Raw genomic sequence first — 23,768 nt, 5'->3', positions numbered from 1 at the left:
AGCATCCGCTCTGGGCAAGGGGCGACAGGCGAGAACGATTCTTCACACACTTGGACTTTTTTCTGGTTTAGGATCGCCCCCCTTCTCCCTGTCAGACACTGAAGGATCTTGTCCATGACCATTCGCAAACGTATTGCCGCGGACGATCAGCAACTTGCCGACCTGTGGGAACGTTCCGTCCGCGCCACCCACGACTTTCTTCCGGAAGACGACATTCACCGGCTGTTCCCGCTGGTCCGTGACGCCTACCTGCCCGCGCTGGAGGTCTGGGTCTTCGAGAACCCCGACAACTCTCCGGCGGGCTTCATCGCCACCGACGACGACACCGTACAGATGCTGTTCATCGACCCGGCCCGGCGTGGCCAGGGCATCGGCCGACGCTTGCTCGACCATGTCCGCCGCCCGTTGCTGAAGGTTGACGTCAACGAACAGAATCCCCAGGCCCACGGCTTCTATCTGCACTACGGCTTCGAGGACATCGGCCGCTCGGAACTCGACGGTGAAGGCCGGCCCTTTCCGGTCGTGCACATGCGCCTGAAAGCCTTGTGATCAACGCTCTATACTCAGCCCGCCATTTCACTGAAAGGACACTGCCCATGTCGATGAAAAAACTGTTCACCGCCAGCGCCCTGCTGGCTTCGCTGGTCGTCACCTCCCAGGCGTTCGCCCATGCTCACCTGAAAAGTGAAACCCCGGCTGCCGACAGCACCGTCGCCGCGCCTGCGGATCTGCGCCTGGTGTTTTCCGAAGGCGTCGAAGCCAGCTTCACCAAAGTCACCGTGACCCACGACGGCGCGCCGGTGAAGATCAAGCCGCTGACCACCGAAGGCGACAAGAAAACCCTGATCGTCACCCCTGAAGCACCGTTGACCGCTGGCCAATACAAGGTCGAATGGCACGCGGTGTCGGTCGATACGCACAAGAGCGAAGGCGCCTATCAGTTCAAGGTTGGCCAGTAATTCATGAGTGACGCGCTGGTGCTGTGCCGGTTCCTGCATTTCATCGTGGTGTTGATGCTGTTCGGGGCCTGGCTGTTCCGGCCGCTGCTGCTCAAGGATGACGCGCCGGCGCTGGATCGGCATCTGGCGCGACTGGCCCGCTGGTTGACGGCGATTGCGCTGGCCAGCGGCGTTGCCTGGGCGTTGCTGATCACCGCGAGCATGGCCGGTTCGGCGGCTGCGGCGTTCGACCCGGATACTGTAGAGCTGGTGCTGGGCCATACGTTTTTCGGTCAGGTATGGCGCTGGCACCTGCTGATCAATGCGCTGTTGCTGGCGTTGCTGTTTACGCCCTGGCGTTCGAGCCAGCCATTGCGACTGGGCCTGAGCGCATTGCTGCTGATGACCCTCGCACCGGTCGGCCACGGGGCGATGCTCGACGGATTCAGCGGCCAGATGCTGATCCTCAATCAGGTCGTTCACCTGACCTGCGTCGGCGCCTGGCTCGGTGGGTTGTTGATGCTGGTGATGATCCTGCGCCAATCCGGCGAAACGGTGCGCTACGTCTTGCAGCGCTTCAGCGGGATCGGCTATGTGCTGGTTGCCGGGCTGTTGATCACCGGGCTGATCAACGTGCGCGTTCTCACCGGCCAATGGTGGCCGACGCCGTTGTTTTCGGGATTCGCCCTGATCCTGCTGATCAAGGCCTTGCTGGTGCTGGGCATGCTGGGGCTGGCGCTGTTCAATCGCTTGCGCATCCGTGATTGCGAACAGCGCGTCGATACCCTCAAGCGCAGCGTGCTGCTGGAGTGGCTGCTGGGGATCGGCGCGGTGGCGGCGGTTTCCGTGCTCGGCACCCTGCCGCCGATGATTGCGGCCTGAAGGATCACCACACATCCGAGTGGGAGCGAGCCTGCTCGCGATGAGGTCAACATTTGCGGCATTGTGCTGACTGACACTCCGCAATCGCGAGCAGGCTCGCTCCCACAAAATATTGGCAGGCATCAGTGGGGTTGCGTATCGCCCTTCGCCGTATCGATGCTGACCACCACTGACATCCCCGGCCGCAAGCGTTCGATTTCCTGTTGGTCCGGATCGATGGTCACACGCACCGGCACCCGCTGGGCGATCTTCACGAAGTTGCCGGTGGCGTTGTCGGCCTGCAACAACGCGAACTCCGAACCGGTGCCGGGCGAGATGTGCTGGACGTGGCCGGTGAATTTGCGGTGGTTCAGCGCATCGACGGTGAAGCTCACCGGTTGCCCGACCCGCACGTTGTCCATCTGGGTCTCTTTCATGTTGGCGATCACCCACTTCTGGTCCGGCACCAGCGCCATCAGTTGCGCCCCGGAATTGACGTAGGCACCGAGACGCACGCCGATCTGCCCGAGCTGGCCGTCACGCGGGGCAATGATCCGGGTGTTGGACAGGTCGATCCGCGCCAGTTGCACCGCCGCCTCGGCACTGGCCACGGCAGCCTCCAGCGAACCACGATTGACGATCACCGTTTGCAGATCCTGCCGGGCGATTTCCAGATTGGCCTTGGCCTGGGCCACCGATGCAATGCTTTGCGCGTTGGCGGCCAGCGCCACGTCCATCTCGCGTTTCGACACCGAGCCATCATTGACCAGCGCCGTGTTGCGGCGCAGGTCCGCCTCGCTTTTGCGCAGCTGCGCCTCGCTGTCGGCCACCACCGCCTGCCGCAGCTTGATCGTCGCCTCGGCGCTGTTGCGCTGCTGCACTACATTGGCCAACGAGGCCTTCTGCACCGCCAGTTGCGCCAGCGACTGATCGAGACGCTGCTGATAAATCCGGTCATCGAGACGCACCAGCAGATCCCCGGCCTTCACGAACTGAAAATCCTGCACCGGCACTTCATAGACATAACCACTGAGCTGCGGGCCGATGATGGTCACCTGCCCCCGCACCAAGGCGTTTTCAGTGGTCTCAACCGCACTGCTGAACGGCGGCAACTGCCACGCATACAGCACGATCAGCACACCGACGATGGCAATCGCGGCAAAGCCCAGCGACGAGATGATCCGCACCCGCAACGAGCGCGGCTCGGTGTTCGGCGATGACGGCGGCGCCACACCTTCAGGGGTGGCGGCAATGGCATTGGTGGTCGTGGTGGTCGGTTCAGTCATGAAGAAGTGGCACCGCTGGAAGGTACGGAAGGTGTCGGGGCGACGGCTTTGGTGGTGCTGATCAGCCATAGCGCACGGATGGAAATCCAGATCATGGTGAGGATCGCGATCACCGCGATCAGCATGAACACATCGTTGTAAGCCAGTACGTTGGCTTCGCGGGTGGCGGCGTTGGCCAGGCTGCGAATGCCTTGCAGGTTGCGCAGGCTCGGGTCAGCGATCAGGGAGCCGACCGCCGAACCGCCGCTCTGCACCCGGGCGGCCACCAACGGGTCGGACAGCACCAGTTGCTCGACGATATGGCTGGAATGAAACTTCTCACGCACGATCTGGAAGGTCCCCAGCAACGCCGCGCCGATCAGGCCGCCGAGGTTGTTACAGATCCCGAACAGCACGGAAAAGCTCACCAGATTGCGCGGGTTAGTCAGCACGTTGCGCGTGCCGAGGACCATGGTCGGACCGAGGAAAAAGGTACTGCCGAAGGCCAGCAGGAACTGGCTGAAATACAGATTTTCGGGGCGGGTCAGGTTGTTCGAGGAACTGTCGATGATCGAACCGGTGGCCATCAACGCCAGCGAGACGATCAGCGGCATCAGCAGGTGTTTCGGGTCGATGGTCAGCGCACTGGTCAGCAGCCCGGCGACGCTGCCGATCAGCATCACCACGTAGAGGCTGTGCAACTGCTGACTGCTCATGTTCAGGTTCTGCATGAAACCCACGGCGCCGGTGGATTGCTCCGAGGTCACCATGCGAATCAGGATCACCGCCAGCGCCAGACGGATCATCACCCCGCTGCCGAGCCAGCGGGTCATCAGCATCGGATTGCTGCGGTTGTGCTCGATGGCCAGCCCCGCGAGGATCAGGGCAATCGATGCGGCAAGCGCGATGCCGATCCATTGTGCTTCGAGCCACCAGTCGATCCGGCCCAGGGACAGCACGGCGCACAGCAAAGCCACGCCGCTGGCGAGGATCGCGAAGGTCAGGAAATCGAGAGGTTCGAAGGTCTTGAAACGGTCGCCGGGCGGCAGCTTGAGCATCAACACACAGCCCAGCGACAACAGCGCCATGCCCAGTTCGAACAGATACAAGCCGCGCCATTCGGCGATCTGCAGCAGGTCTTCGGAAAACAGCCGCGCCAGCGGCAAGGCCAGTTGCGAAGTGCCAAGACCGAGCACCAACGCCTTCATCCGCCACTTGGCCGGGAACGCCTGCACCATGTAATACAGGCCCAGCGAACTCAGCGCTGCGCCGACCATGCCGTGGGCCGCGCGCACGGCAACCGCCGAATTCAGGTCGTTGACGAACAGATGGCCGAAGGTAACCAGCGCATACAGCACCAGAAACACTTCAGTGAACGCCCGCAACCCGAACTGCTGACGAAACTTCACCAGCAGCAGGTTCATCGACACGTTGGTCATCACATAGGCCGCCGGCAGCCAGGCCATCTCCGCCGTGGTCGCCCCGAGCGCCCCTTGCAGATAAGGCAGGTTGGCGACCACCAGCGAGTTGCCCAATCCACCGGTCAACGCCACCAGCAACCCGACCAGCGCATAGGCCAGACGCTTGGGGTTGGAGTGCAACGGTGTCGAGGGGGATCCGGGCAGACTGGGCTTCTCGTGAGGCTGCCAGTTGCGCGGGGCGTATCGATCCATGGAAAGGCCTTGTACGGTGATGGCTTGAGTGTGCCGCAAAACGGCAGCCAAACACATATCCCTGTGGGCGCTTGCTCCCACAAGTCAGTGGTGGATTCGTAAATTTTGTTTAAAGGTCATCTCGCCCGCAGCGGATTTTTCCCAAGCGTAGCGGATGCCAACCTTGCCGCACTTCTCAACCTGCAAGGTGCCCGTTATGACCACTTCCCGCTGGCAACGCTCCCCGCGTCTGCTGAAAAACCTGCTGGCCGCCACCCTGTTGCTGCCCGCCCTCGCCTTCGCTCAGGAACGGCCCTGGCCGGATGGCTCGCAACTGGTGATTTCGGTGTCGATGCAATTCGAAACCGGTGGCCAGCCCGAAGGCGCAGAAAGTCCGTTCTCCGGCACACCGCTGCCCAAAGGTTATCCGGACCTGCCGGCGCAGACCTGGTTCGATTACGGCTACAAGGAAGGTCTGTGGCGCATGCTCGATCTGTGGGATCGTACCGGCATCAAGGTCACCTCCCACGTGGTCGGCGAGGCGGCGCTCAAGCACCCGGAACTGGCCAGGGCGATTGCCGAGCGCGGCCATGAGCTGGCGGCCCACGGTATGCGCTGGGCCGACTCGTACAACATGAACTACGCCCAGGAAAAACAGTTCATCGGTGACGGCGTCGCGGCGGTAGAGAAAATCACCGGCCAGCGCTCGGTGGGCTACAACGCCAACTGGCTGCGGCGCAGCCCCAATACGCTGAAGGTGCTGCAGGACCTGAACTTCACCTATCACATCGACGATGTCAGCCGCGACGAGCCCTTCGTGACCATGGTTCGTGGGCGTAAATTCGCCGTGGTGCCCTACACCCTGCGCAACAACGACATTGTGCTGATCGAAGGCCGGCATTTCTCCGCCGAACAGTTCTACCAACAACTGGTGCTGGAGTTCGATCGCCTCTACGCCGAAGGCGCGAACAAGCGGCGGATGATGTCGGTGAGTCTGCACGACCGCATCGGCGGCACGCCGGCGATGGTCGAGGCGATGGAGCGCTTTATCCGCTATGCGCAGTCACATCCGAAGGTGACATTCATGCGCAAGGATCAGATTGCCCAGGTGGTGCTGACCGAGAAAAACCCGCTGATCGACAACACCGAGGCGGCGTACAACCAGTGACAAAAAAATCGCAGCCAAGGCTGCGATTTTTCTCTGTTTAACGGCTCACGCCCGCAGCAGCATATAAACCGCAACCACCAGGCACACACTGGCGAATCCCACCTGCAATGTCCTCGCCGGTACTCGTGCGCAAAGTTTGCGGCCAATGATCATGCCGACAATGCTGGCCACGATAAACGCCGCGCCCGGATGATCGATCCGCACCCCGGCATGGAACGCACCGATCACGCCGATGGCGGAAATCAGGCTGATCACCATCAGCGACGTGGCGACGATGCCGCGCATCTGCACATCGGTCAGTTGCTTGAAGGCCGGCACGATCAGGAACCCGCCGCCGACGCCCAGCAACCCCGACACCACACCGGTGACCGCGCCCAACGCCGCGAGGGTTGCGGTGCATTTGGCGGTCCAGTCGAACCGGCCGGTCTGTTCATTGAGCATGCAGTTCTTCTGACCCCAACTGGCGTGGCCATGATCGCTTGGCCCCTCTTGCTGGCGTTCGCGACGCAGCATGCGCCAGGCCACCATGACCATCAGGAGGCTGAAGAGGATCATCAGGACCTTCTCCGGCAACTGGTGCGCGAAGTAGATGCCCAGCGGTGAAAACACCGCCCCGAGCGCGGCGATCAACAGCGCCGCGCGGTAGCGAACCAGTCCATGACGCAAACCGTCGATGGCCCCGACCGCCGCCGCACTGCCCACGGCGAACAACGCCACCGGCGCCGCTTGCGTCATCGTCCAGCCCAGCCCGAGCACCAGCGCCGGCACCGCGAGAATCCCGCCACCGGCCCCGGTCAGCCCGAGGATCAATCCCATCACCACGCCAAACAGACTTGCCAGCAACATAGGGAGTTCTCAGTCGACTTTGGACAGACTCGTCAGCCACTCGCGGCCCTTGAGCATGCCGTTCCAATAGAACCACGGCAGCAGGGACGCCTTCAGCCACCACGCGGAACGCCGTGGCACGGTCGGGTCGAGGGGAAAGGTCGGCAGCAACTTGCCGCCATAGCCGAACTCGGCGAGGATCACCTTGCCCTTCTCCACCGTCAGCGGGCAGGAGCCATAGCCGTCGTACTTCAACGGCAACGCCAGAGACTTGCGCTGGGCCAGCAGGTTCTCGGCGACCACCACGACCTGCTTGCGCACGGCGGCAGCGGTTTTCGCGTTGGTGGTGTTGCAGATATCGCCGAGTGCGAATACCTCGGGATAACGAGGATGTTGCAGGCTGTGCGGGTTGACTTCGCACCAGCCGGCGGCGTCGGCCAGCGGACTTTTTGCGATGAAGTCCGGGGAAACCTGTGGCGGGACGACGTGCAGCAGATCGAAGGTCTTGGCCACCTGAGTGACGTTTCCGTCGGCGTCCTTGACCTCGAACCAGGCGGTTTTCGCCGGGCCGTCGACCTTCACCAGATTGGCGTTGAACGCCAGGCGGGCGTTGTATTTTTCGATGTACTTCATCAGCGGTGGCACGAACGTCGCCACGCCGAACAGCGCCGCGCCGGCCAGGTTGAATTCAACCTCGACCTTGTTCAATACGCCTTGCTTGAGCCAGTGATCGCAGGACAGGTACAGCGCCTTTTGCGGCGCGCCGGCGCATTTGATCGGCATTGCCGGCTGGGTGAACAGCGCCTTGCCGCCGCGCAGTTTCTGCACCTGATCCCAGGTGTATTGCGCGTGCTGATAGCTGTAGTTGGACGTCACGCCGTGCTGGCCGAGGTTTTCCTGCAAGCCTTCGATTTTCTCCCAGGCCAGACGCAGGCCGGGGCAGACAATCAGGTTCTGGTAGCTGACGGTACGCTGATCATTGAGGGTGAGACGGCGCTGGTCGGGATCGATGGCCGTCACTGCCGCTTGAATCCAGGTGGCCTGACGCGGCATCACCTTGTTCATCGGTCGGGCGGTGTCTTTGGCGTCGTAGGCACCACCGCCGACCAGCGTCCACGCCGGTTGGTAGTAATGCTGGGCACTCGGTTCGATCACCGTGATGTTCAGGTGCGGATCACGCTTGAGCAGACTGGCGACAAAACCGATGCCGGCGGTGCCGCCGCCGATGACCACGATGTCTGCACTGATGGATGGGCCCCAGTGTTGATCGTTCATTGCTTGTTCCTTATTGCTGCACGCAAGGATAGCCGGGTCTATTGCGCCCAGCTTTTGAGCACGGCTCCGCAGTAGAGTCCGGACAGGGTTTTCATCACCTGGATGACTTCATGACTGGCGAGTCCGTAAAAAATGTACTTGCCTTCACGTCGGGTCGCGACCAGCCCTTCATCGCGCAGGATGCCCAATTGCTGGGACAGAGTCGGCTGGCGCACGCCGGTCATTTTCTCCAGCTCGCCGACGTTGCGTTCGCCCTGGGTCAACTGGCACAGGATCAGCAGCCGGTCCTCATTGGCCAGGGCCTTGAGCAGCGAACAGGCCTTGGAGGCCGAGGCCCGCAGTTGGGCGACTTCACATTCGGTCAGACTGGATTGCATTTGCAGGATCCCTTCAACGTCACTTAAGCTGCGGACATTATGTGTTTACATAAAGTGTTGCAACCCTGACTTTCCACCTTCCTGCACAGGACCCTGTCCATGCCCGCGCTGATTGAAGCTTTCCTCGACCCCGCCTCCTCGACCTACAGCTACGTGGTCTACGAGGCCGATGGCGGACAGTGCGCAATCGTCGATCCGGTGCTCGATTACGACGGCGCCGCCGGCCGCACCTGTACGGCCCAGGCAGACAAAATCATTGCCTTCGTGCACGCCCACCGTCTGCAAGTGCAGTGGCTGCTGGAAACCCACGCCCACGCCGATCACCTGTCCGCCGCGCCCTACCTGCGCCGCGAGCTGGGCGGCAAGATCGCCATCGGCGAATCGATCAGCAAAGTGCAGAACGTGTTCAAGGCGCTGTTCAACCTCGAGCCGGAATTTCGTGTCGACGGCTCGCAGTTCGATCACCTGTTCGCACCGAACGAGTTGTTCAGGATCGGCAACCTCAAGGCGACCGCCCTGCACGTTCCCGGCCACACACCAGCGGACATGGCCTACCTGATCGACGGCGAGCAGATCCTGGTCGGCGACACGCTGTTCATGCCCGACGTGGGCACCGCCCGCTGCGATTTCCCCGGCGGTAACGCGCATCAACTGTTCAACTCGATCCACAAACTGCTGGCCTTTCCCGCCAGCGTGAAACTCTACGTCTGCCACGACTACCCGCCGCAAGGTCGCGCCTCACAGTGCCAGACCACCGTGGGCGAACAGCGTAAAAGCAATATCCATGTGCATGACGGCATCGACGAAGCCGCGTTTGTCGAGATGCGCACCAAACGTGATGCCGGGCTGGGTATGCCGACGCTGTTATTGCCGGCGATTCAAGTGAATGTGCGAGCGGGGAATTTGCCGCCTGCGGAAGGAAATGGCGTTGTCTACCTGAAGATCCCCATCAACTCCGTGTAGGAAAAATTCAGTCAAGGAACCGGGAATAACGGATTTCGTACCTGTCGCGTCGGATGCCATGAACTGGGCGTAATCTCGGCCAGCAGGCAGACTTCATTGGGCAATCAATCAATGGAGTCTGTGCAATATGGATATTCGCCGAAACCACCGAGATATGTCGCCGCAACAGAAATCCGCCTTTGTCGAAGCGGTTCTGAGGCTGAAAAACAACGTCAACAGTGTGCTGCGCCCCGGTCTGCAGAGCCGCTACGATGACTTTGTCCAGATACACAAGAATTCGATGGGGCGCGGTAATCCGCTCGCCCCCAACCCGCACCAGAGTCCCCTGTTTTATCCCTGGCACCGTGTACTGATCCGCCAGTTCGAGCTGGCTCTGCAGGCCGCCGTCGATGATCCTCGGATCACCTTGCCCTACTGGAACTGGCAAATCAGCGGAACCGATAACCCGTTCACCTCGAACTTCATGGGCGGTAATGGCGACAATACCCAGAACCAACAGGTAACGACCGGCCCTTTTTCCAATAACCAGTCGGCATTCATCGTGTCTGTATGGGACGAAGGAACCGGTAGCGCTGCCTTGCGTCGCGATCTGGGGGCCGCTGGTGCCTTGCCGACTCAGGAAGCCATCATCTCGGCCCTGAACAGAACACCCTACTGGTTGGAACCGGGTGGCTGGGAAAACATTTCAGAGAACGAATTGCACAATCCAGTGCACGCATGGATTGGCGGCAACATGATGGAGGCCTCTTCCCCCAACGACCCGCTGTTCTTTCTGCACCATTGCCATCTGGACCTGCTGTGGGAGCGCTGGAAACGGCAACACCCCAATATCCAGTCCCTCCCGTTTGTCGAACTGAGTGAATCGACACTGGTCTTTCACCCGGATAACGAACTCGCGCCGTGGCCCCAGAGCTTTACCGTTCAGCAGGCACTTTTTACGGAAGAACTCGGTTATCGGTATGAATACCTGTGAACTGCACCGGTTTCAGTTTCCCAATGTCAAACCGTTCGCCGGCAACGGCAGCGCCGTTTTATAGCGCACCTGCTTGAGCGCAAAGCTTGAACGGATGTTGGCAACGCCCGGCACTTTGGTCAGAAAGTCCATCATGAAGCGTTCAAGGGACTGAATGGTCGGCACCAGCACCCGGATCAGATAGTCCGGGTCGCCGGCCATCAGGTAGCACTCCATGACTTCCGGGCGGTCGGAAATCGCTTCTTCGAAATGCTGCAAAGCTTCCTCTACCTGTTTTTCCAGGCTCACGTGAATGAACACGTTCACGTGCAGCCCGAGCAGGTCGGCATCGAGCAGGGTTACCTGCTCGCGGATCAGCCCCAGTTCTTCCATCGCCTTGACCCGGTTGAAGCACGGTGTCGGTGACAGATTGACCGAACGGGCCAGGTCGGCGTTGGTGATGCGCGCATTCTCCTGAAGGCTGTTGAGAATGCCGATGTCGGTACGGTCCAGTTTGCGCATGAGACAAAACCACCTGTTTTTTATGTTTATGCAGATTTTCTATCTGCAAATGATCTCCAGCGCAACGAAACAGAGAGAAATATTCTTCTTGCCCGGGCCTATGATTGTTGTAGGACAAGATTTCTTTTATCGAAGAATGACTGCCAGCTCACTACAAGAAATTCACAAGATCGAGCGTAGAAGCCATGACCCAAGCGTATGAACCGCTGCGTCTGCACGTCCCTGAACCTTCGGGCCGCCCAGGCTGCAAAACCGACTTCTCCTACCTGCATCTGACCGATGCCGGCACGGTGCGCAAACCTTCCATTGACGTTGAACCCGCCGACACTGCCGACCTGGCCCGTGGCCTGATCCGCGTGCTCGACGACCAGGGCAACGCTCTCGGCCCATGGGCCGAAAACGTGCCGGTCGAGATCCTGCGCAAAGGCATGCGCGCCATGCTCAAGACCCGGATCTACGACAACCGCATGGTTGTTGCCCAGCGTCAGAAAAAAATGTCGTTCTACATGCAGAGCCTCGGCGAAGAAGCCATCGGCAGTGCCCAGGCCCTGGCCTTGAACACCGACGATATGTGCTTTCCGACCTACCGCCAGCAAAGCATCCTGATGGCCCGCGACGTACCGCTGGTCGACCTGATCTGCCAACTGCTGTCCAACGAGCGCGATCCGCTCAAGGGACGCCAGCTGCCGATCATGTACTCGGTCAAGGATGCCGGTTTCTTCACCATTTCCGGCAACCTGGCCACCCAGTTCATCCAGGGCGTGGGCTGGGGCATGGCCTCGGCGATCAAAGGCGACACCAAAATCGCCTCGGCCTGGATCGGTGACGGCGCCACCGCCGAATCGGACTTCCACACCGCCCTCACCTTCGCCCACGTCTACCGTGCGCCGGTGATCCTCAACGTGGTCAACAACCAGTGGGCGATCTCGACCTTCCAGGCCATCGCCGGTGGTGAAGCCACCACCTTCGCCGGACGCGGCGTCGGTTGCGGCATCGCTTCCCTGCGCGTGGACGGCAACGACTTCTACGCGGTCTACGCCGCTTCTGCCTGGGCCGCCGAACGCGCCCGCCGCGGCCTCGGCCCGACCATGATCGAATGGGTCACCTACCGTGCCGGCCCGCACTCGACCTCCGACGATCCGTCCAAATACCGCCCTGCCGATGACTGGAGCCACTTCCCGCTGGGCGACCCGATCGCCCGCCTGAAACAGCACCTGATCAAGGTCGGCCACTGGTCGGAAGAAGAGCACGCCGCCGTCAGCGCCGAGCTCGAAGCCGAAGTGATCGCCGCACAGAAACAGGCCGAACAGTACGGCACCCTTGCCGGCGGCCAGATTCCAAGCGCCGCGACCATGTTCGAAGACGTCTACAAAGAGATGCCGGAGCACTTGAAGCGCCAGCGTCAGCAGTTGGGGATCTGACATGAACGACCACAACAACAATATTCAGTTGGAAACCGCCATGACCACGACCACCATGACCATGATCCAGGCCCTGCGCTCGGCCATGGATGTGATGCTTGAGCGTGATGACAATGTGGTGGTGTTCGGGCAGGACGTCGGCTACTTCGGCGGCGTGTTCCGTTGCACCGAAGGCCTGCAGGCCAAGTACGGCACCTCGCGGGTGTTCGACGCACCGATCTCCGAGAGCGGCATCGTCGGCACCGCCGTGGGCATGGGTGCCTACGGTCTGCGCCCGGTGGTGGAAATCCAGTTCGCCGACTACGTGTACCCGGCCTACGACCAGATCATTTCCGAGGCGGCGCGCCTGCGTTATCGCTCGGCCGGCGAATTCACCGCGCCGATGACCCTGCGCATGCCTTGCGGCGGCGGCATCTACGGTGGCCAGACCCACAGCCAGAGTATCGAAGCCCTGTTCACCCAGGTATGCGGCCTGCGCACCGTCATGCCGTCCAACCCGTATGACGCCAAGGGCCTGCTGATCGCCTCCATCGAAAACGATGACCCGGTGATCTTCCTGGAGCCGAAACGCCTGTACAACGGCCCGTTCGACGGCCATCACGAACGTCCGGTAACCCCGTGGTCGAAACACCCGGCCGCGCAGGTGCCTGACGGCTACTACACCGTGCCGCTGGACGTCGCCGCCATCGCCCGTCCGGGCAAGGACGTCACCGTACTGACCTACGGCACCACCGTGTACGTGTCGCAAGTCGCCGCCGAAGAATCCGGTGTTGATGCTGAAGTCATCGACCTGCGCAGCCTGTGGCCGCTGGACCTCGAAACCATCGTCAAATCCGTGAAGAAAACCGGCCGCTGCGTTGTGGTTCACGAAGCCACCCGCACCTGCGGTTTCGGCGCCGAACTGGTGTCGCTGGTGCAAGAGCATTGCTTCCACCACCTGGAAGCGCCGATCGAACGCGTCACCGGTTGGGACACCCCCTACCCGCACGCGCAGGAGTGGGCGTATTTCCCTGGGCCGTCCCGTGTGGGCGCGGCGCTGAAACGGGTCATGGAGGTCTGAATGGGCACGCACGTTATCAAGATGCCGGACATCGGCGAAGGCATCGCAGAAGTAGAACTGTCGCAGTGGCACGTCAAGGTCGGCGATCTGGTCGTTGAAGATCAGGTGCTGGCGGATGTGATGACCGACAAGGCGATGGTCGATATTCCGTCGCCAGTACACGGCAAGGTGATTGCGCTCGGCGGTCAGCCGGGCGAAGTGATGGCGGTCGGCAGTGTGCTGATCAGCATCGAGGTCGAAGGTGCGGGCAATCTGAAAGAGTCCGACAAACCGGCGCCTGTTGCGGCAAAAGAAGCACCTGTCGCACCGAAAGTTGAAGCGGTCGTTGAAAGCAAACCCGCCGCGCCACGTACGGCTCCGGTTTGCCAAGGCCCGATGGTTGCCCGTGAAGCCGATGAGCGTCCGCTGGCCTCGCCGGCCGTGCGCAAACACGCGCTGGATCTGGGCATTCAATTGCGTTTGGTGCGCGGTTCCGGCCCGGCCGGTCGCGTATTGCACGAAGACCTCGACGCCTATCTGGCGCAAGGTCAGTCGAACGCTTCGGCGCCGACAGCCGCCGCTTACGCCCAGCGTAACGATGAAGAACAGATTCAGGTTATCGGCATGCGCCGCAAGATTGCCCAGCGCATGCAGGACGCTACTCAGCGTGCCGCGCACTTCAGTTATGTCGAGGAAATCGACGTCACCGCGATTGAAGAACTGCGTGCCCACCTGAACGAAAAACACGGTGCCAGCCGTGGCAAGCTGACCTTGCTGCCGTTCCTGGTGCGTGCACTGGTCGTCGCCCTGCGCGACTTCCCGCAAATGAACGCCCGTTACGACGACGAAGCTCAGGTCATCACCCGCCTCGGCGCGGTGCATGTCGGTGTCGCCACCCAAAGCGACGTCGGCCTGATGGTGCCGGTGGTGCGTCACGCCGAAGCGCGCAGCCTCTGGGACAGCGCGGCGGAAATCTCCCGCCTTGCCACCGCCGCCCGCAATGGCAAGGCCAGCCGCGATGAGCTGTCCGGCTCGACCATCACCCTGACCAGCCTCGGCGCCCTTGGCGGCATCGTCAGCACCCCGGTGCTGAACCTGCCGGAAGTGGCCATCGTCGGCGTGAACAAAATCGTCGAACGCCCGATGGTCGTCAAAGGCCAGGTGGTGATCCGCAAGATGATGAACCTCTCCAGCTCCTTCGATCACCGCGTGGTCGACGGCATGGACGCGGCGCTCTTCATCCAGGCCATTCGTGGTCTGCTCGAACAACCCGCGACCCTGTTTGTGGAGTGATGGCATGCAATCTCTGAACACCACGCTGCTGATCATCGGCGGCGGCCCCGGCGGTTACGTGACGGCCATTCGTGCCGGACAACTGGGCATTTCGACCATTCTGGTCGAGGGCGAATCGCTGGGCGGCACCTGCCTGAACATCGGCTGCATTCCGTCGAAAGCGCTGATCCATGTGGCCGAGCAGTTTCACCAGACTCAACATCACAACCAGCATTCGGCACTGGGCATCAGCGTTTCCGCGCCGACCCTCGACATCAGCAAAAGCGTCGAGTGGAAGGACGGCATCGTCGATCGCCTGACTACCGGCGTCGCCGCATTGCTGAAGAAACACAAGGTTCAGGTCATCAACGGCTGGGCCAAGGTCATCGACGGCAAGACCGTTGAAGTCGGCGACACCCGCATCCAGTGCGAACACCTGGTGCTCGCCACCGGGTCGAAAAGCGTCAATCTGCCGATCCTGCCGATTGGCGGGCCGATCATTTCGTCCACTGAGGCGCTGGCGCCGAAGTCGGTTCCGAAACGACTGATCGTGGTCGGCGGTGGTTACATCGGTCTGGAGCTGGGCATTGCCTATCGCAAGCTCGGCGCCGAGGTCAGTGTGGTCGAGGCGCAGGATCGCATCCTGCCGGCCTACGACGCCGAGCTGACCCAACCGGTGCACGAAGCGCTGAAGCAACTGGGCGTGAAGCTGTACCTGAAGCACAGCGTGCTGGGGTTCGACGGCACGTTGCAGGTGCGCGATCCGAACGGCGACACCCTGAACCTGGAAACCGATCAGGTGTTGGTGGCCGTCGGTCGCAAGCCCAACACCCAGGGCTGGAACCTCGAAGCGCTGAACCTGGACATGAACGGCTCGGCGATCAAGATCGACAGCCGCTGCCAGACCAGCATGCGCAACGTCTACGCCATCGGCGACCTGAGCGGCGAGCCGATGCTGGCGCACCGCGCCATGGCCCAGGGCGAGATGGTTGCCGAGCTGATCAGCGGCAAGACCCGCGAATTCAACCCGACCGCCATCGCTGCCGTGTGCTTTACCGACCCGGAACTGGTGGTCGTCGGCAAGACGCCGGATGAAGCCAAGGCGGCGGGACTGGACTGCATCGTGTCGAACTTCCCGTTCGCCGCCAATGGCCGGGCGATGACCCTGGAATCGAAAACCGGCTTCGTGCGTGTGGTCGCCCGTCGGGACAATCATGTGATTGTCGGTTGGCAGGCAGTGGGTGTCGGGGTCTCGGAGCTGTCGACCGCGTTTGCGCAAAGCCTGGAAATGGGCGCGCGACTGGAAGACATAGGCGGCACCATCCACGCGCACCCGACCCTGGGTGAAGCGGTGCAGGAAGCGGCGTTGCGTGCCCTTGGGCATGCGTTGCACCTGTAAAACCCGGACACGGGGGAGTTTTTTCATAAGCAGGCTAATAAATTTGCTGCTCCCCCCATCGCCCGGGCTGCGAAACCGCTCAAGAATGAAGTATTGTTGTGCCCATCCAAAAAAACGTCAGAAGCCTTGAACCGCTTCGGCGGTTGTTCAGTGATAGAGGGTGTCATGGGTAACGAAAGCATCAACTGGGACAAGCTGGGTTTTGACTACATCAAGACCGATAAACGCTATCTGTCGTACTTTCGCAACGGCGAGTGGGACAAAGGCACCCTGACCGAAGACAACGTGCTGCACATCAGCGAAGGCTCCACTGCCCTTCACTATGGCCAGCAATGCTTCGAAGGCCTGAAGGCCTATCGTTGCAAGGACGGCTCGATCAACCTGTTCCGTCCGGACCAGAACGCCGCGCGCATGCAGCGCAGCTGCGCCCGCCTGCTGATGCCGCATGTGTCCACCGAGCAATTCATCGAAGCGTGCAAGGAAGTGGTTCGCGCCAACGAGCGCTTCATCCCGCCTTACGGCACCGGCGGCGCGCTGTACCTGCGTCCGTTCGTGATCGGCGTGGGTGACAACATCGGCGTGCGTACCGCCCCGGAGTTCATCTTCTCGGTGTTCGCGATCCCGGTCGGCGCCTACTTCAAGGGCGGCCTGACCCCGCACAACTTCCAGATCTCCAGCTTCGACCGCGCCGCGCCACAAGGCACCGGTGCCGCCAAGGTCGGTGGCAACTATGCCGCCAGCCTGATGCCGGGTTCCCAGGCCAAGAAAGCGCACTTCGCTGACGCCATCTACCTGGATCCGCTGACCCACAAGAAGATCGAGGAAGTCGGTTCGGCCAACTTCTTCGGGATCACCCACGACAACAAGTTCGTGACCCCGAACTCGCCATCGGTACTGCCTGGTATCACCCGTCTGTCGCTGATCGAACTGGCCAAATCCCGTCTGGGCCTGGAAGTGGTCGAAGGCGACGTGTTCATCGACAAGCTGTCGGACTTCAAGGAAGCCGGCGCCTGCGGTACCGCTGCGGTGATCACCCCGATCGGCGGCATCAGCTACAACGACCACCTGCACGTGTTCCACAGCGAAACCGAAGTCGGCCCTGTGACCCAGAAGCTCTACAAAGAGCTGACCGGCGTACAGACCGGCGACGTCGAAGCGCCAGCCGGCTGGATCGTCAAGGTTTGATCTGACGCCCAGATGCACAAAAGCCCCCATCGAGTGATCGATGGGGGCTTTTTCATGGGGTCTGTTTTTGCAGCCATGTCAGAAATACCTGGGCTGCTGCGCAGGCCTGCGGTGCAACGCCGTAGTAATAGCGTGGCAACGGCATCCGCAAGTCAGGCAACGGGCAGACCAGTCGACCGCTCGACAGATGCGTGCCCAGCAACGTAGTCGGGCACAACGCGACGCCCTCACCCGCCACGGCGGCCTCCATGACTCGATGCATGTAATCGAACTGACGAATCTCCTGGCTTGGGCTTTGACTCTGGCCGAAACGCAGCGCCCAGTGGTGCCAGTCTTCGCGTCGGGCCCTGACAGTCAGCAACGTATGCCGGCCCAGATCGGCAAGGTCCGCCAAGGGAATTCGCTCGATCAGCTCGGGCGCCGCCACCATCAACAACTCATCTTCAAACAGCGCGTGCGATTCGATGGTCGGAGCCCAGTCGTCGCGGCCACGGCGGATGACGATGTCGAAGCTGTCTCGCGCAGGATCCGGAGAGCGGGTCTGGGTGATCACCTGCGGTTCGATGTCCGGATGTTTCGCCGTGAAGTCATCCAGCCGGGGCATCAGCCACAACTGGGCAAAGGACGGCCGGGTGTTGATGGTCACAGTCGGCCGTGCTGCCTGCTGCCGCAACTCGGCAGCCGCGTCGGCGATCTGCGCCAGACCGGCGCTGACCTGCTGATAAAAACGCTGGCCGGCGGGCGTCAGCAGCGATTGCCGGATGCGCCTTTCGAACAGCAACACACCAAGATGTTCTTCCAGCAATTTGATGTGCCGGCTGACGGCACTGTGGCTCACGTGCAGCTCTTCGGCCGCCAGCGTGAAACTCTGATGACAGGCGGCGACCGCAAAGGCACGAACCGCATTGAGCGGCGGGAGTGATTTGTTCATGGGTCTAATTTAGTCACGTATGCGCTGCATTTAAAGCGTTTGTCACACGTTCGTCGCCACGCCAATCTGCCCGCACGCCCAACCCGCGCCCCGACGGAACCAGACATGCACAGCTACGGACTCTTTGTACTCTTCGCCACCCTGACCATTTTGAGCCCCGGCCCGGGCGTGGTGCTGACCCTGTCCAACGCCGTGCGCCTGGGCTGGACCGGCGCAGTGCCCGGGATTCTGGGGATTGCCTCGGGAGCCTTTGTGGTTGCCGCCGTCAGTGCAACCAGTGTCGGCCTGATCCTCAGCGCCTCGGCGACGGCTTTTACCGTGCTGAAATACGCCGGCGCCGCTTACCTGTTGTACCTGGGTTTCAAGAGCTGGCGTTCGGATCGTTTCCGCACCCTGCAACACGTCCGCCCCTCGCGCCCGAGCTACCGTTTTCTGGAAGCCGCGTCCCTGCAGTTTCTCAATCCCAAAGCCATCTTCTTTTTTCTGGCAGTGTTCCCGCAGTTCATCGACACCACACAGGCTTTCCTTCCGCAGTTCTTTAAACTGGTGGCCTCATATGCCGTACTGGTGATTCTGGTGCACGGCAGTTATGCGCTGCTCGCCAATGCCGCCAAAGGCTGGCTGTCGAGCCCGAAAGGGTCCTGGCTGACAGCGAAAGTCTCGGGGGTGACCTTTGCCGGTTTTGGACTGTTGATGGCTTCGGCGACTCGCTGATCGGACGGCGAATGCTCCACCTGTTTCAAGGCAATGCGCTTTCCGCCACGCCCGGCGATGCCGCCGGCCTGCCCGTTCTGCTGCTTGCCCGTTCGCGCCTGGGTAATCAATCCGGGGATCAATTCCCCCTCCGGCAGATTTTTCCAGAAACGCATGGGCAAGTGCCCCTGCATGACCTTCTCGTTCAACCGTGCCGGGTTGAAGATGTGGCTGTAGTACGCCAGCCACAGCTCACCATGCGGATCGTCGACGTTCTGCGCCAGTCGCTGCCATTCCAGCGGACACTGGCGCTGATGGGTCAACTGTTCGCCATCGTAATAAACCCCGTCCCGTGGCGTGGCGATCAGCCAGCGATGGCGGCCCATGCGGCCGATGAAGTGTTCGCTAGCGCTGTGCAGGATGTCGTGGGCCGGTTCGTGCCACGCGACGTATTGCGGGCCCGGCAGCCCTGCCGGACGCTCGATGAAACGCACGAACGCGTGCAGATGATGAGCTTCGCGTTGCACCTGCTTGATCCGCCGCTGCAACTCGCTGCCGAGTTTGTCGCCTGCCATCATTGCCGTGCGATCGCCGTGGCTGACGCGCCAGAGCACTTCGTAAAGCAGACTCCAGCGCTGATCGCCACGGTAGCGCGACGCTTGTTCCAGGGTGTCGAGCAATGCACGCGGAATACGCGCCTGAAAAGGTCCCTGCCCTTCGGGCACCGATACATCACTGGCAAACAGATCACTCACCCCTTCCGATGCCCAGCTCACCAGACTCGGATCGATTTCATGGCTGAGCAGCCAGCGTGCCTGTTGGCGCCAGGTGTCGAACAGGTCGTCGCAATCGAGATTGATCATCCCCACAACCCCATCTGCTGCGGCATCGGCCGGTCGCGCAACTGTTGATAGAGCATCTGGCTGGTGACTTCCGCCTGCTGCGGGTGATAGTCGCTGGTGATGATGAATGGCTTGGCTTTGGCCAGCACACAACGCATGCGGGCCACGTCTTCGTAGCGAATACGCCGCTGCCGACGCAGCTCCACCAGACGCTCGGTGGTGCGCAGGCCGATGCCGGGAATGCGTGAGATCAGCGCCGGCTCGGCGCGATTGAGGTCCAGCGGAAACACCTCGCGATTCTGCAGCGCCCAGGCCAGTTTCGGGTCGATATCCAGCGCCAGATTGCCCGGCCCCTGAAGCAATTCACCAGCGGTATAGCCATAACCGCGCAATAGAAAATCAGCCTGATACAAGCGGTGCTCACGCATCAGCGGCGGCGCGGCCAGTGGTACGCTTTTCGGGCTGTCGGGAATCGGGCTGAACGCCGAGTAATAGACCCGGCGCAAACGGAAGTTGCCGTACAAGGCCTGGGCACTGTGGAGGATGGTGCTGTCGTCGGTGTCATCGGCACCGACGATCATCTGCGTGCTCTGCCCGGCCGGGGCGAACTTCGGGGCGCGGGGCTCGTTGAGCACGGTCTGCACACCGGTGTAGATGGTGTTCATCGCCTGCTTGATCGAGCCGATCTGCTTCTCCGGCGCCAGCGTCTGCAAACTGGCATCGGTGGGCAATTCGATGTTGACGCTCAAGCGGTCGGCATAACGCCCGGCCTCTTCGATCAGCGCAGGATCGGCTTCGGGAATGGTCTTGAGGTGGATATAGCCCCGGAATTCATGTTCTTCACGCAACAGCTTCGCAACACGCACCAGTTGCTCCATGGTGTAGTCCGCCGAACGAATGATCCCCGAGCTGAGGAACAACCCGCTGACGCAATTGCGCCGATAAAAGTCCAGGGTCAGCGTCACCACTTCCTCGGGCGTGAAACGCGCACGGGGCACATCGCTGGAACGGCGGTTGACGCAGTATTGGCAGTCATAGAGACAGAAATTGGTCAGCAGAACCTTGAGCAGAGACACACAACGCCCGTCCGGCGTATAGCTGTGGCAGATACCCATGCCATCGGTGGAACCCAGTCCGCTCTTGCCCTCGGAGCTACGCTTGGGCGCGCCACTGCTGGCGCAGGAGGCGTCGTACTTGGCGGCGTCGGCGAGGATGCTGAGCTTGTCGATGAGTTGCATGGCACGGACCTTATACTGTTCGCATATACAGTATAGAGTCCGTCCACGGCCGACAAGTCGTAAAACGACCCTTCGTCAGTCAGACTTATAGCAGTCGGCTGTCAGCTGAGATGGTCATGGATTTACGCACCGAGGCAGGCTGCATCGCATCGGGCCATTTCACCCCGAATCGCGCTGTCAGCTCCTTGCGCCCCACCGCCGTCAACGTCAGCGCCCGACTATCCAGATCCTGCGTCACCCACTTGCGCTTCAACGCGGTCTGCAACAACGCCGCCCCGAGCGATCCACCCAGATGTGGCCGGCGCATGCTCCAGTCCAGACACGGGCAGGCAAAGCGTCGGCGCAAGGTCGACAGATCCCTGACCTCGATACCTAACCCTTCAAAAAACGCCTCGCCGCTTTCACTGAGGCGATACGCCTGTTCATCGGTTTCGACCAGCCAACCGCCCTCCAGCAACCGGTCATGTAGCAGCACCGCCAGCGTCCCGGCCATGTGGTCATAGCAGGTGCGGGCAAATTGCAGGCGATCCGGCGTGTGCGGTTTGAAGGTCGGTGCGGGGTTCTGGCCGATCACCATCAGCGCTTCCAGTGCCTGGGCCACGCGTTTGTCGGCGAGGCTGTAATAACGGTGGCGGCCCTGCACATGCAGGCGCACCAGCGCCAGGTCCTTGAGTTTGGCCAGGTGTGCGCTGGCGGTGGAGGCGCTGACGTCGGCGAGGGTCGCCAGCTCCGTGGCGGTGCGGGCGTGGCCGTCCATCAGTGAGCACAGCATTTTGGTTCGCGCCGGTTCCGCGATGGCGGCGGCCACTTGCGAGACGCCGATGTCTTGATGTTCTGCGTGCATATTTCGCTCCCGGACGAATCATCGCCTTCAAGGACTGGAGATAGTAGCAACACTTTCCCCACCGACAAGGTTGCGATCCATGGACCCGATCATCGCTGCGACTCACGCCGATCCCTATCCTTACTACGCCGAACTGCGCGCGGCGGGCGGGCTGACCTTTCATCATGGGCTGAAACTGTGGGTGGCCAGCAGCGCCCGGGCGGTTTGCGCGGTGCTGGCGCATCCGGATTGCCGGGTGCGTCCGGTGCAGGAGCCGGTACCCAAAGCCATCGTCGATGGCATGGCGGGCAAGGTGTTCGGCCAGTTGATGCGCATGAATGATGGCGAAGCTCAGCGCTGCCCGCGTTTGGCCATTGAGCCGCCGCTGGGGTTGATCAATGACGACGATGTCCGGGCACTGGTTGCCGCTCGGCTGGTGACTGACGATGCCGACGGCTTATATAAGGCAATGTTTCGCGGCCCGGTGTGTGTGGTTGCGGCGCTGCTCGGATTCTCCCCGACACAAGCGCGGACGATCAGTGAGCTGACCGCCGATTTTGCAGCGTGCCTTTCACCGCTAAGCAATGACCTGCAACTGGCGGCAGCCCATCGGGCGGCGGAGCAATTGCACGGTTACTTCATTGAATTACTGGCAGATCCGAACCCGTTTCTCGCCGACATTCAACAACGCTATTCAGGCGAAGAGGACGTGCTGATCGCCAACCTCATCGGCCTTTGCTCGCAGACCTTTGAAGCCACCGCCGGCCTGATCGGCAATGCGCTGGTGGCGTTGCAGCGTCAGCCGGAATTACACAACGTGTCGGTCGATTCGCTGTTGGCAGAAGTCCAACGCTTCGATCCGTCGGTGCAGAACACCCGACGTTTTGTCGCGAACACCTGCGAAATCGACGGCGTCCGACTTGAAGCAGGTGACGTGATTCTGGTGTTGCTCGCCTCGGCCAACCGCGACCCGGCACTGAATGAAAACCCGGATCAGTTTCTGCCGGATCGCCCCAACCGCCGCAGCTTCACGTTCGGCAGCGGTCGTCACCAATGCCCTGGGCAAAGGTTGGCGCTGACCATTGCCAGCGCCACCGTCGGTGAAATCCTCGCCCGTGACATCGACCTGGGCCGGTTCACCTGGCACTACCGCCCTTCGCTGAACGGACGCATTCCGCTGTTCAGCGAAGTACGGGCTTAGGCGCTGCGCAATTCGATGGTCAGGTGCGACAACTCATGCACCGGTGCCAGCCGCTCGCGAATCGCTTCGGCAGTCACGCCAGCAGCCGCCACCACACTGACAATCGCCGCCCGCGCCTGTGGGCCGACCTGCCACACGTGCAGGTCGCTGATGCGCACGTCGTCGGAGGTTTCCAGCAGTTCACGAATCTCCTCGGCAACCGGTTCATCGGTGGTGTCGAGCAGCACGGCGGCACTGTCGCGCATCAGGTTCCAGGCCCATTTGGCGATGACGATGGAACCGACGATGCCCATCACCGGGTCCATCCACACCCAGCCCAGATAACGACCGGCCAGCAGCGCGGCAATCGCCAGCACCGAGGTCAACGCATCGGCGAGTACGTGCACGTAGGCTGAACGCAGGTTGTTGTCGTGATGGTGGTGATGACCATGATCGTGGCTATGGCCGTGGTCATGATGACCGTGATGGCCTGCCAGCAGAAAAGCGCTGAGCAGGTTGACGCCCAGGCCGACCACGGCAATCAGGGTGGCCTCGCCGAACGCCACGCTGGTGGGCTCGAACAGACGGAAAACCGATTCCCCGGCAATGCCCAGCGACACCAGCCCCAGCACCATGGCCGAGGCGAAACCCGCCAGATCACCCACCTTGCCGGTGCCGAAACTGTAACGGCGGTTGTTGGCGTTACGCCGGGCAAAACCATAGGCCGCCGCCGCGATGCCGAGGGCGCCGGCGTGGGTCGCCATGTGGAAACCGTCGGCCAGCAGCGCCATGGAACCGGTGAGGTAACCGGCGGCAATTTCGCCGATCATCATCACGAACGTCAGCGCCACCACCCACAAGGTGCGGCGGGCATTGTCGTCGTGGGACGCGCCAAGGAACTGGTGATCGTGGGAAAAGTCGTCAGAGCGAGTCGTCAGATTCATGGT

Annotated in this window: 23 protein-coding genes and 1 pseudogene; 13 read left to right on the top strand and 11 right to left on the bottom strand. The window is 61.5% G+C overall.

Translation table 11 applies throughout. From position 1 onward, the window contains the following. The first annotated feature begins 114 nt into the window (after nt 1-114). From DXT77_RS06945 to copD, 3 genes are read left to right on the top strand one after another with little or no spacing between them, the layout of a single operon-like run. Nucleotides 115-549, top strand: a complete 435-nt coding sequence (locus tag DXT77_RS06945; RefSeq protein ID WP_119427119.1) for a GNAT family N-acetyltransferase — start codon at nt 115-117, stop codon at nt 547-549. 47 nt (nt 550-596) lie between these two features. Then, nucleotides 597-959 carry a copper homeostasis periplasmic binding protein CopC gene (copC, locus tag DXT77_RS06940; RefSeq protein WP_119427118.1) on the top strand — a complete coding sequence of 121 codons (363 nt, stop codon included), beginning with the start codon at nt 597-599 and terminating at the stop codon, nt 957-959. A 3-nt stretch (nt 960-962) separates the two neighbouring features. Beyond that, entirely contained in the window at nt 963-1,820 is an 858-nt protein-coding gene (gene copD, locus DXT77_RS06935; RefSeq protein ID WP_119427117.1) for a copper homeostasis membrane protein CopD, read from the top strand. A gap of 122 nt (nt 1,821-1,942) precedes the next feature. On the opposite strand, the gene DXT77_RS06930 is transcribed toward copD, so the two are convergent. Both DXT77_RS06930 and DXT77_RS06925 read right to left on the bottom strand, forming a co-directional pair. Beyond that, the gene (locus DXT77_RS06930; RefSeq protein WP_119427116.1) at nt 1,943-3,085 is read right to left on the bottom strand and encodes an HlyD family secretion protein; all 1,143 of its coding nucleotides are present in this window, start codon (nt 3,083-3,085) and stop codon (nt 1,943-1,945) included. Then, on the bottom strand, nt 3,082-4,737 hold the full coding sequence (locus DXT77_RS06925) for an MFS transporter (protein WP_085711522.1): 1,656 nt from the start codon (nt 4,735-4,737) through the stop codon (nt 3,082-3,084). Before DXT77_RS06925 ends, DXT77_RS06930 begins: the two co-directional genes overlap by 4 nt. Before the next feature lie 196 nt (nt 4,738-4,933). Between DXT77_RS06925 and DXT77_RS06920 the strand changes: the two genes are divergently transcribed. Further along, the gene (locus DXT77_RS06920) at nt 4,934-5,884 is read left to right on the top strand and encodes a polysaccharide deacetylase family protein (protein WP_119427115.1); all 951 of its coding nucleotides are present in this window, start codon (nt 4,934-4,936) and stop codon (nt 5,882-5,884) included. A gap of 45 nt (nt 5,885-5,929) precedes the next feature. Here the strand turns inward: DXT77_RS06920 and DXT77_RS06915 are convergent, their stop codons facing one another. Genes DXT77_RS06915 through DXT77_RS06905 form a run of 3 tightly spaced genes read right to left on the bottom strand, consistent with a single transcriptional unit; the run spans nt 5,930 to nt 8,361 of the window. Continuing rightward, complete coding sequence (locus DXT77_RS06915) at nt 5,930-6,730, bottom strand: sulfite exporter TauE/SafE family protein (RefSeq protein WP_119427114.1); 801 nt, start codon at nt 6,728-6,730, stop codon at nt 5,930-5,932. A 9-nt stretch (nt 6,731-6,739) separates the two neighbouring features. Continuing rightward, on the bottom strand, nt 6,740-7,984 hold the full coding sequence (locus DXT77_RS06910) for an FAD/NAD(P)-binding oxidoreductase (protein ID WP_119427113.1): 1,245 nt from the start codon (nt 7,982-7,984) through the stop codon (nt 6,740-6,742). 38 nt (nt 7,985-8,022) lie between these two features. Next, nucleotides 8,023-8,361: a helix-turn-helix transcriptional regulator gene (locus DXT77_RS06905; RefSeq protein WP_007952897.1), complete on the bottom strand. Its 339-nt coding sequence runs from the start codon at nt 8,359-8,361 to the stop codon at nt 8,023-8,025. A 99-nt stretch (nt 8,362-8,460) separates the two neighbouring features. Here DXT77_RS06905 and DXT77_RS06900 point away from each other — a divergent pair, with 99 nt between their 5' ends. Beyond that, complete coding sequence (locus tag DXT77_RS06900; RefSeq protein WP_119427112.1) at nt 8,461-9,324, top strand: MBL fold metallo-hydrolase; 864 nt, start codon at nt 8,461-8,463, stop codon at nt 9,322-9,324. Nucleotides 9,325-9,451: 127 nt separating this feature from the next. After that, on the top strand, nt 9,452-10,297 hold the full coding sequence (locus tag DXT77_RS06895; protein WP_119427111.1) for a tyrosinase family protein: 846 nt from the start codon (nt 9,452-9,454) through the stop codon (nt 10,295-10,297). Between the two features lie 12 nt (nt 10,298-10,309). Here the strand turns inward: DXT77_RS06895 and bkdR are convergent, their stop codons facing one another. Further along, nucleotides 10,310-10,798: a Bkd operon transcriptional regulator BkdR gene (gene bkdR, locus DXT77_RS06890; RefSeq protein WP_007915088.1), complete on the bottom strand. Its 489-nt coding sequence runs from the start codon at nt 10,796-10,798 to the stop codon at nt 10,310-10,312. Nucleotides 10,799-10,983: 185 nt separating this feature from the next. Here bkdR and DXT77_RS06885 point away from each other — a divergent pair, with 185 nt between their 5' ends. From DXT77_RS06885 to DXT77_RS06865, 5 genes are all read left to right on the top strand, one after another. Further along, a complete protein-coding gene (locus DXT77_RS06885) occupies nt 10,984-12,219 on the top strand; it encodes a 3-methyl-2-oxobutanoate dehydrogenase (2-methylpropanoyl-transferring) subunit alpha (RefSeq protein WP_114883893.1) in 1,236 nt (411 codons plus the stop codon). Between the two features lies 1 nt (nt 12,220). Further along, nucleotides 12,221-13,279 (top strand): alpha-ketoacid dehydrogenase subunit beta, encoded by a 1,059-nt coding sequence (locus DXT77_RS06880; RefSeq protein WP_085711528.1) that lies wholly within the window; start codon nt 12,221-12,223, stop codon nt 13,277-13,279. Further along, on the top strand, nt 13,280-14,551 hold the full coding sequence (locus tag DXT77_RS06875; RefSeq protein WP_119427110.1) for a dihydrolipoamide acetyltransferase family protein: 1,272 nt from the start codon (nt 13,280-13,282) through the stop codon (nt 14,549-14,551). It abuts the gene before it with no gap. 4 nt (nt 14,552-14,555) lie between these two features. Next, the gene (gene lpdA / locus DXT77_RS06870) at nt 14,556-15,929 is read left to right on the top strand and encodes a dihydrolipoyl dehydrogenase (protein ID WP_119427109.1); all 1,374 of its coding nucleotides are present in this window, start codon (nt 14,556-14,558) and stop codon (nt 15,927-15,929) included. Between the two features lie 165 nt (nt 15,930-16,094). Next, complete coding sequence (locus DXT77_RS06865; RefSeq protein ID WP_085711531.1) at nt 16,095-17,114, top strand: branched-chain amino acid aminotransferase; 1,020 nt, start codon at nt 16,095-16,097, stop codon at nt 17,112-17,114. 52 nt (nt 17,115-17,166) lie between these two features. Here the strand turns inward: DXT77_RS06865 and DXT77_RS06860 are convergent, their stop codons facing one another. Next, on the bottom strand, nt 17,167-18,045 hold the full coding sequence (locus tag DXT77_RS06860; RefSeq protein ID WP_119427108.1) for a LysR substrate-binding domain-containing protein: 879 nt from the start codon (nt 18,043-18,045) through the stop codon (nt 17,167-17,169). 105 nt (nt 18,046-18,150) lie between these two features. Here DXT77_RS06860 and DXT77_RS06855 point away from each other — a divergent pair, with 105 nt between their 5' ends. Then, nucleotides 18,151-18,759 carry a LysE family translocator gene (locus DXT77_RS06855; protein ID WP_119427107.1) on the top strand — a complete coding sequence of 203 codons (609 nt, stop codon included), beginning with the start codon at nt 18,151-18,153 and terminating at the stop codon, nt 18,757-18,759. 23 nt (nt 18,760-18,782) lie between these two features. On the opposite strand, the pseudogene DXT77_RS06850 reads toward DXT77_RS06855, so the two are convergent. The 3 genes and pseudogenes from DXT77_RS06850 to DXT77_RS06840 form a co-directional block, all read right to left on the bottom strand. Further along, nucleotides 18,783-19,601: pseudogene (locus DXT77_RS06850) on the bottom strand (TIGR03915 family putative DNA repair protein); the annotation flags it as partial. Continuing rightward, a complete protein-coding gene (locus DXT77_RS06845) occupies nt 19,598-20,818 on the bottom strand; it encodes a putative DNA modification/repair radical SAM protein (protein ID WP_085711534.1) in 1,221 nt (406 codons plus the stop codon). The gene DXT77_RS06845 and the pseudogene DXT77_RS06850, both read right to left, overlap by 4 nt. An 85-nt stretch (nt 20,819-20,903) precedes the next feature. Next, a complete protein-coding gene (locus DXT77_RS06840; RefSeq protein WP_119427106.1) occupies nt 20,904-21,662 on the bottom strand; it encodes a helix-turn-helix transcriptional regulator in 759 nt (252 codons plus the stop codon). Nucleotides 21,663-21,741: 79 nt separating this feature from the next. Between DXT77_RS06840 and DXT77_RS06835 the strand changes: the two genes are divergently transcribed. Beyond that, complete coding sequence (locus DXT77_RS06835; protein ID WP_119427105.1) at nt 21,742-22,842, top strand: cytochrome P450; 1,101 nt, start codon at nt 21,742-21,744, stop codon at nt 22,840-22,842. Here DXT77_RS06835 and dmeF read toward each other — a convergent pair. Continuing rightward, nucleotides 22,839-23,765 carry a CDF family Co(II)/Ni(II) efflux transporter DmeF gene (gene dmeF / locus DXT77_RS06830; protein WP_119427132.1) on the bottom strand — a complete coding sequence of 309 codons (927 nt, stop codon included), beginning with the start codon at nt 23,763-23,765 and terminating at the stop codon, nt 22,839-22,841. The genes DXT77_RS06835 and dmeF overlap by 4 nt on opposite strands. Between the last annotated feature and the right edge of the window lie 3 nt (nt 23,766-23,768).

The sequence above is a fragment of the Pseudomonas sp. 91RF genome (assembly GCF_003576265.1).
GTDB classification, from domain to species: Bacteria; Pseudomonadota; Gammaproteobacteria; order Pseudomonadales; family Pseudomonadaceae; genus Aquipseudomonas; species Aquipseudomonas kribbensis.
Note: the sequence above shows the minus strand (reverse complement) of the source record. Positions and strands in the feature narration are given on the sequence as shown.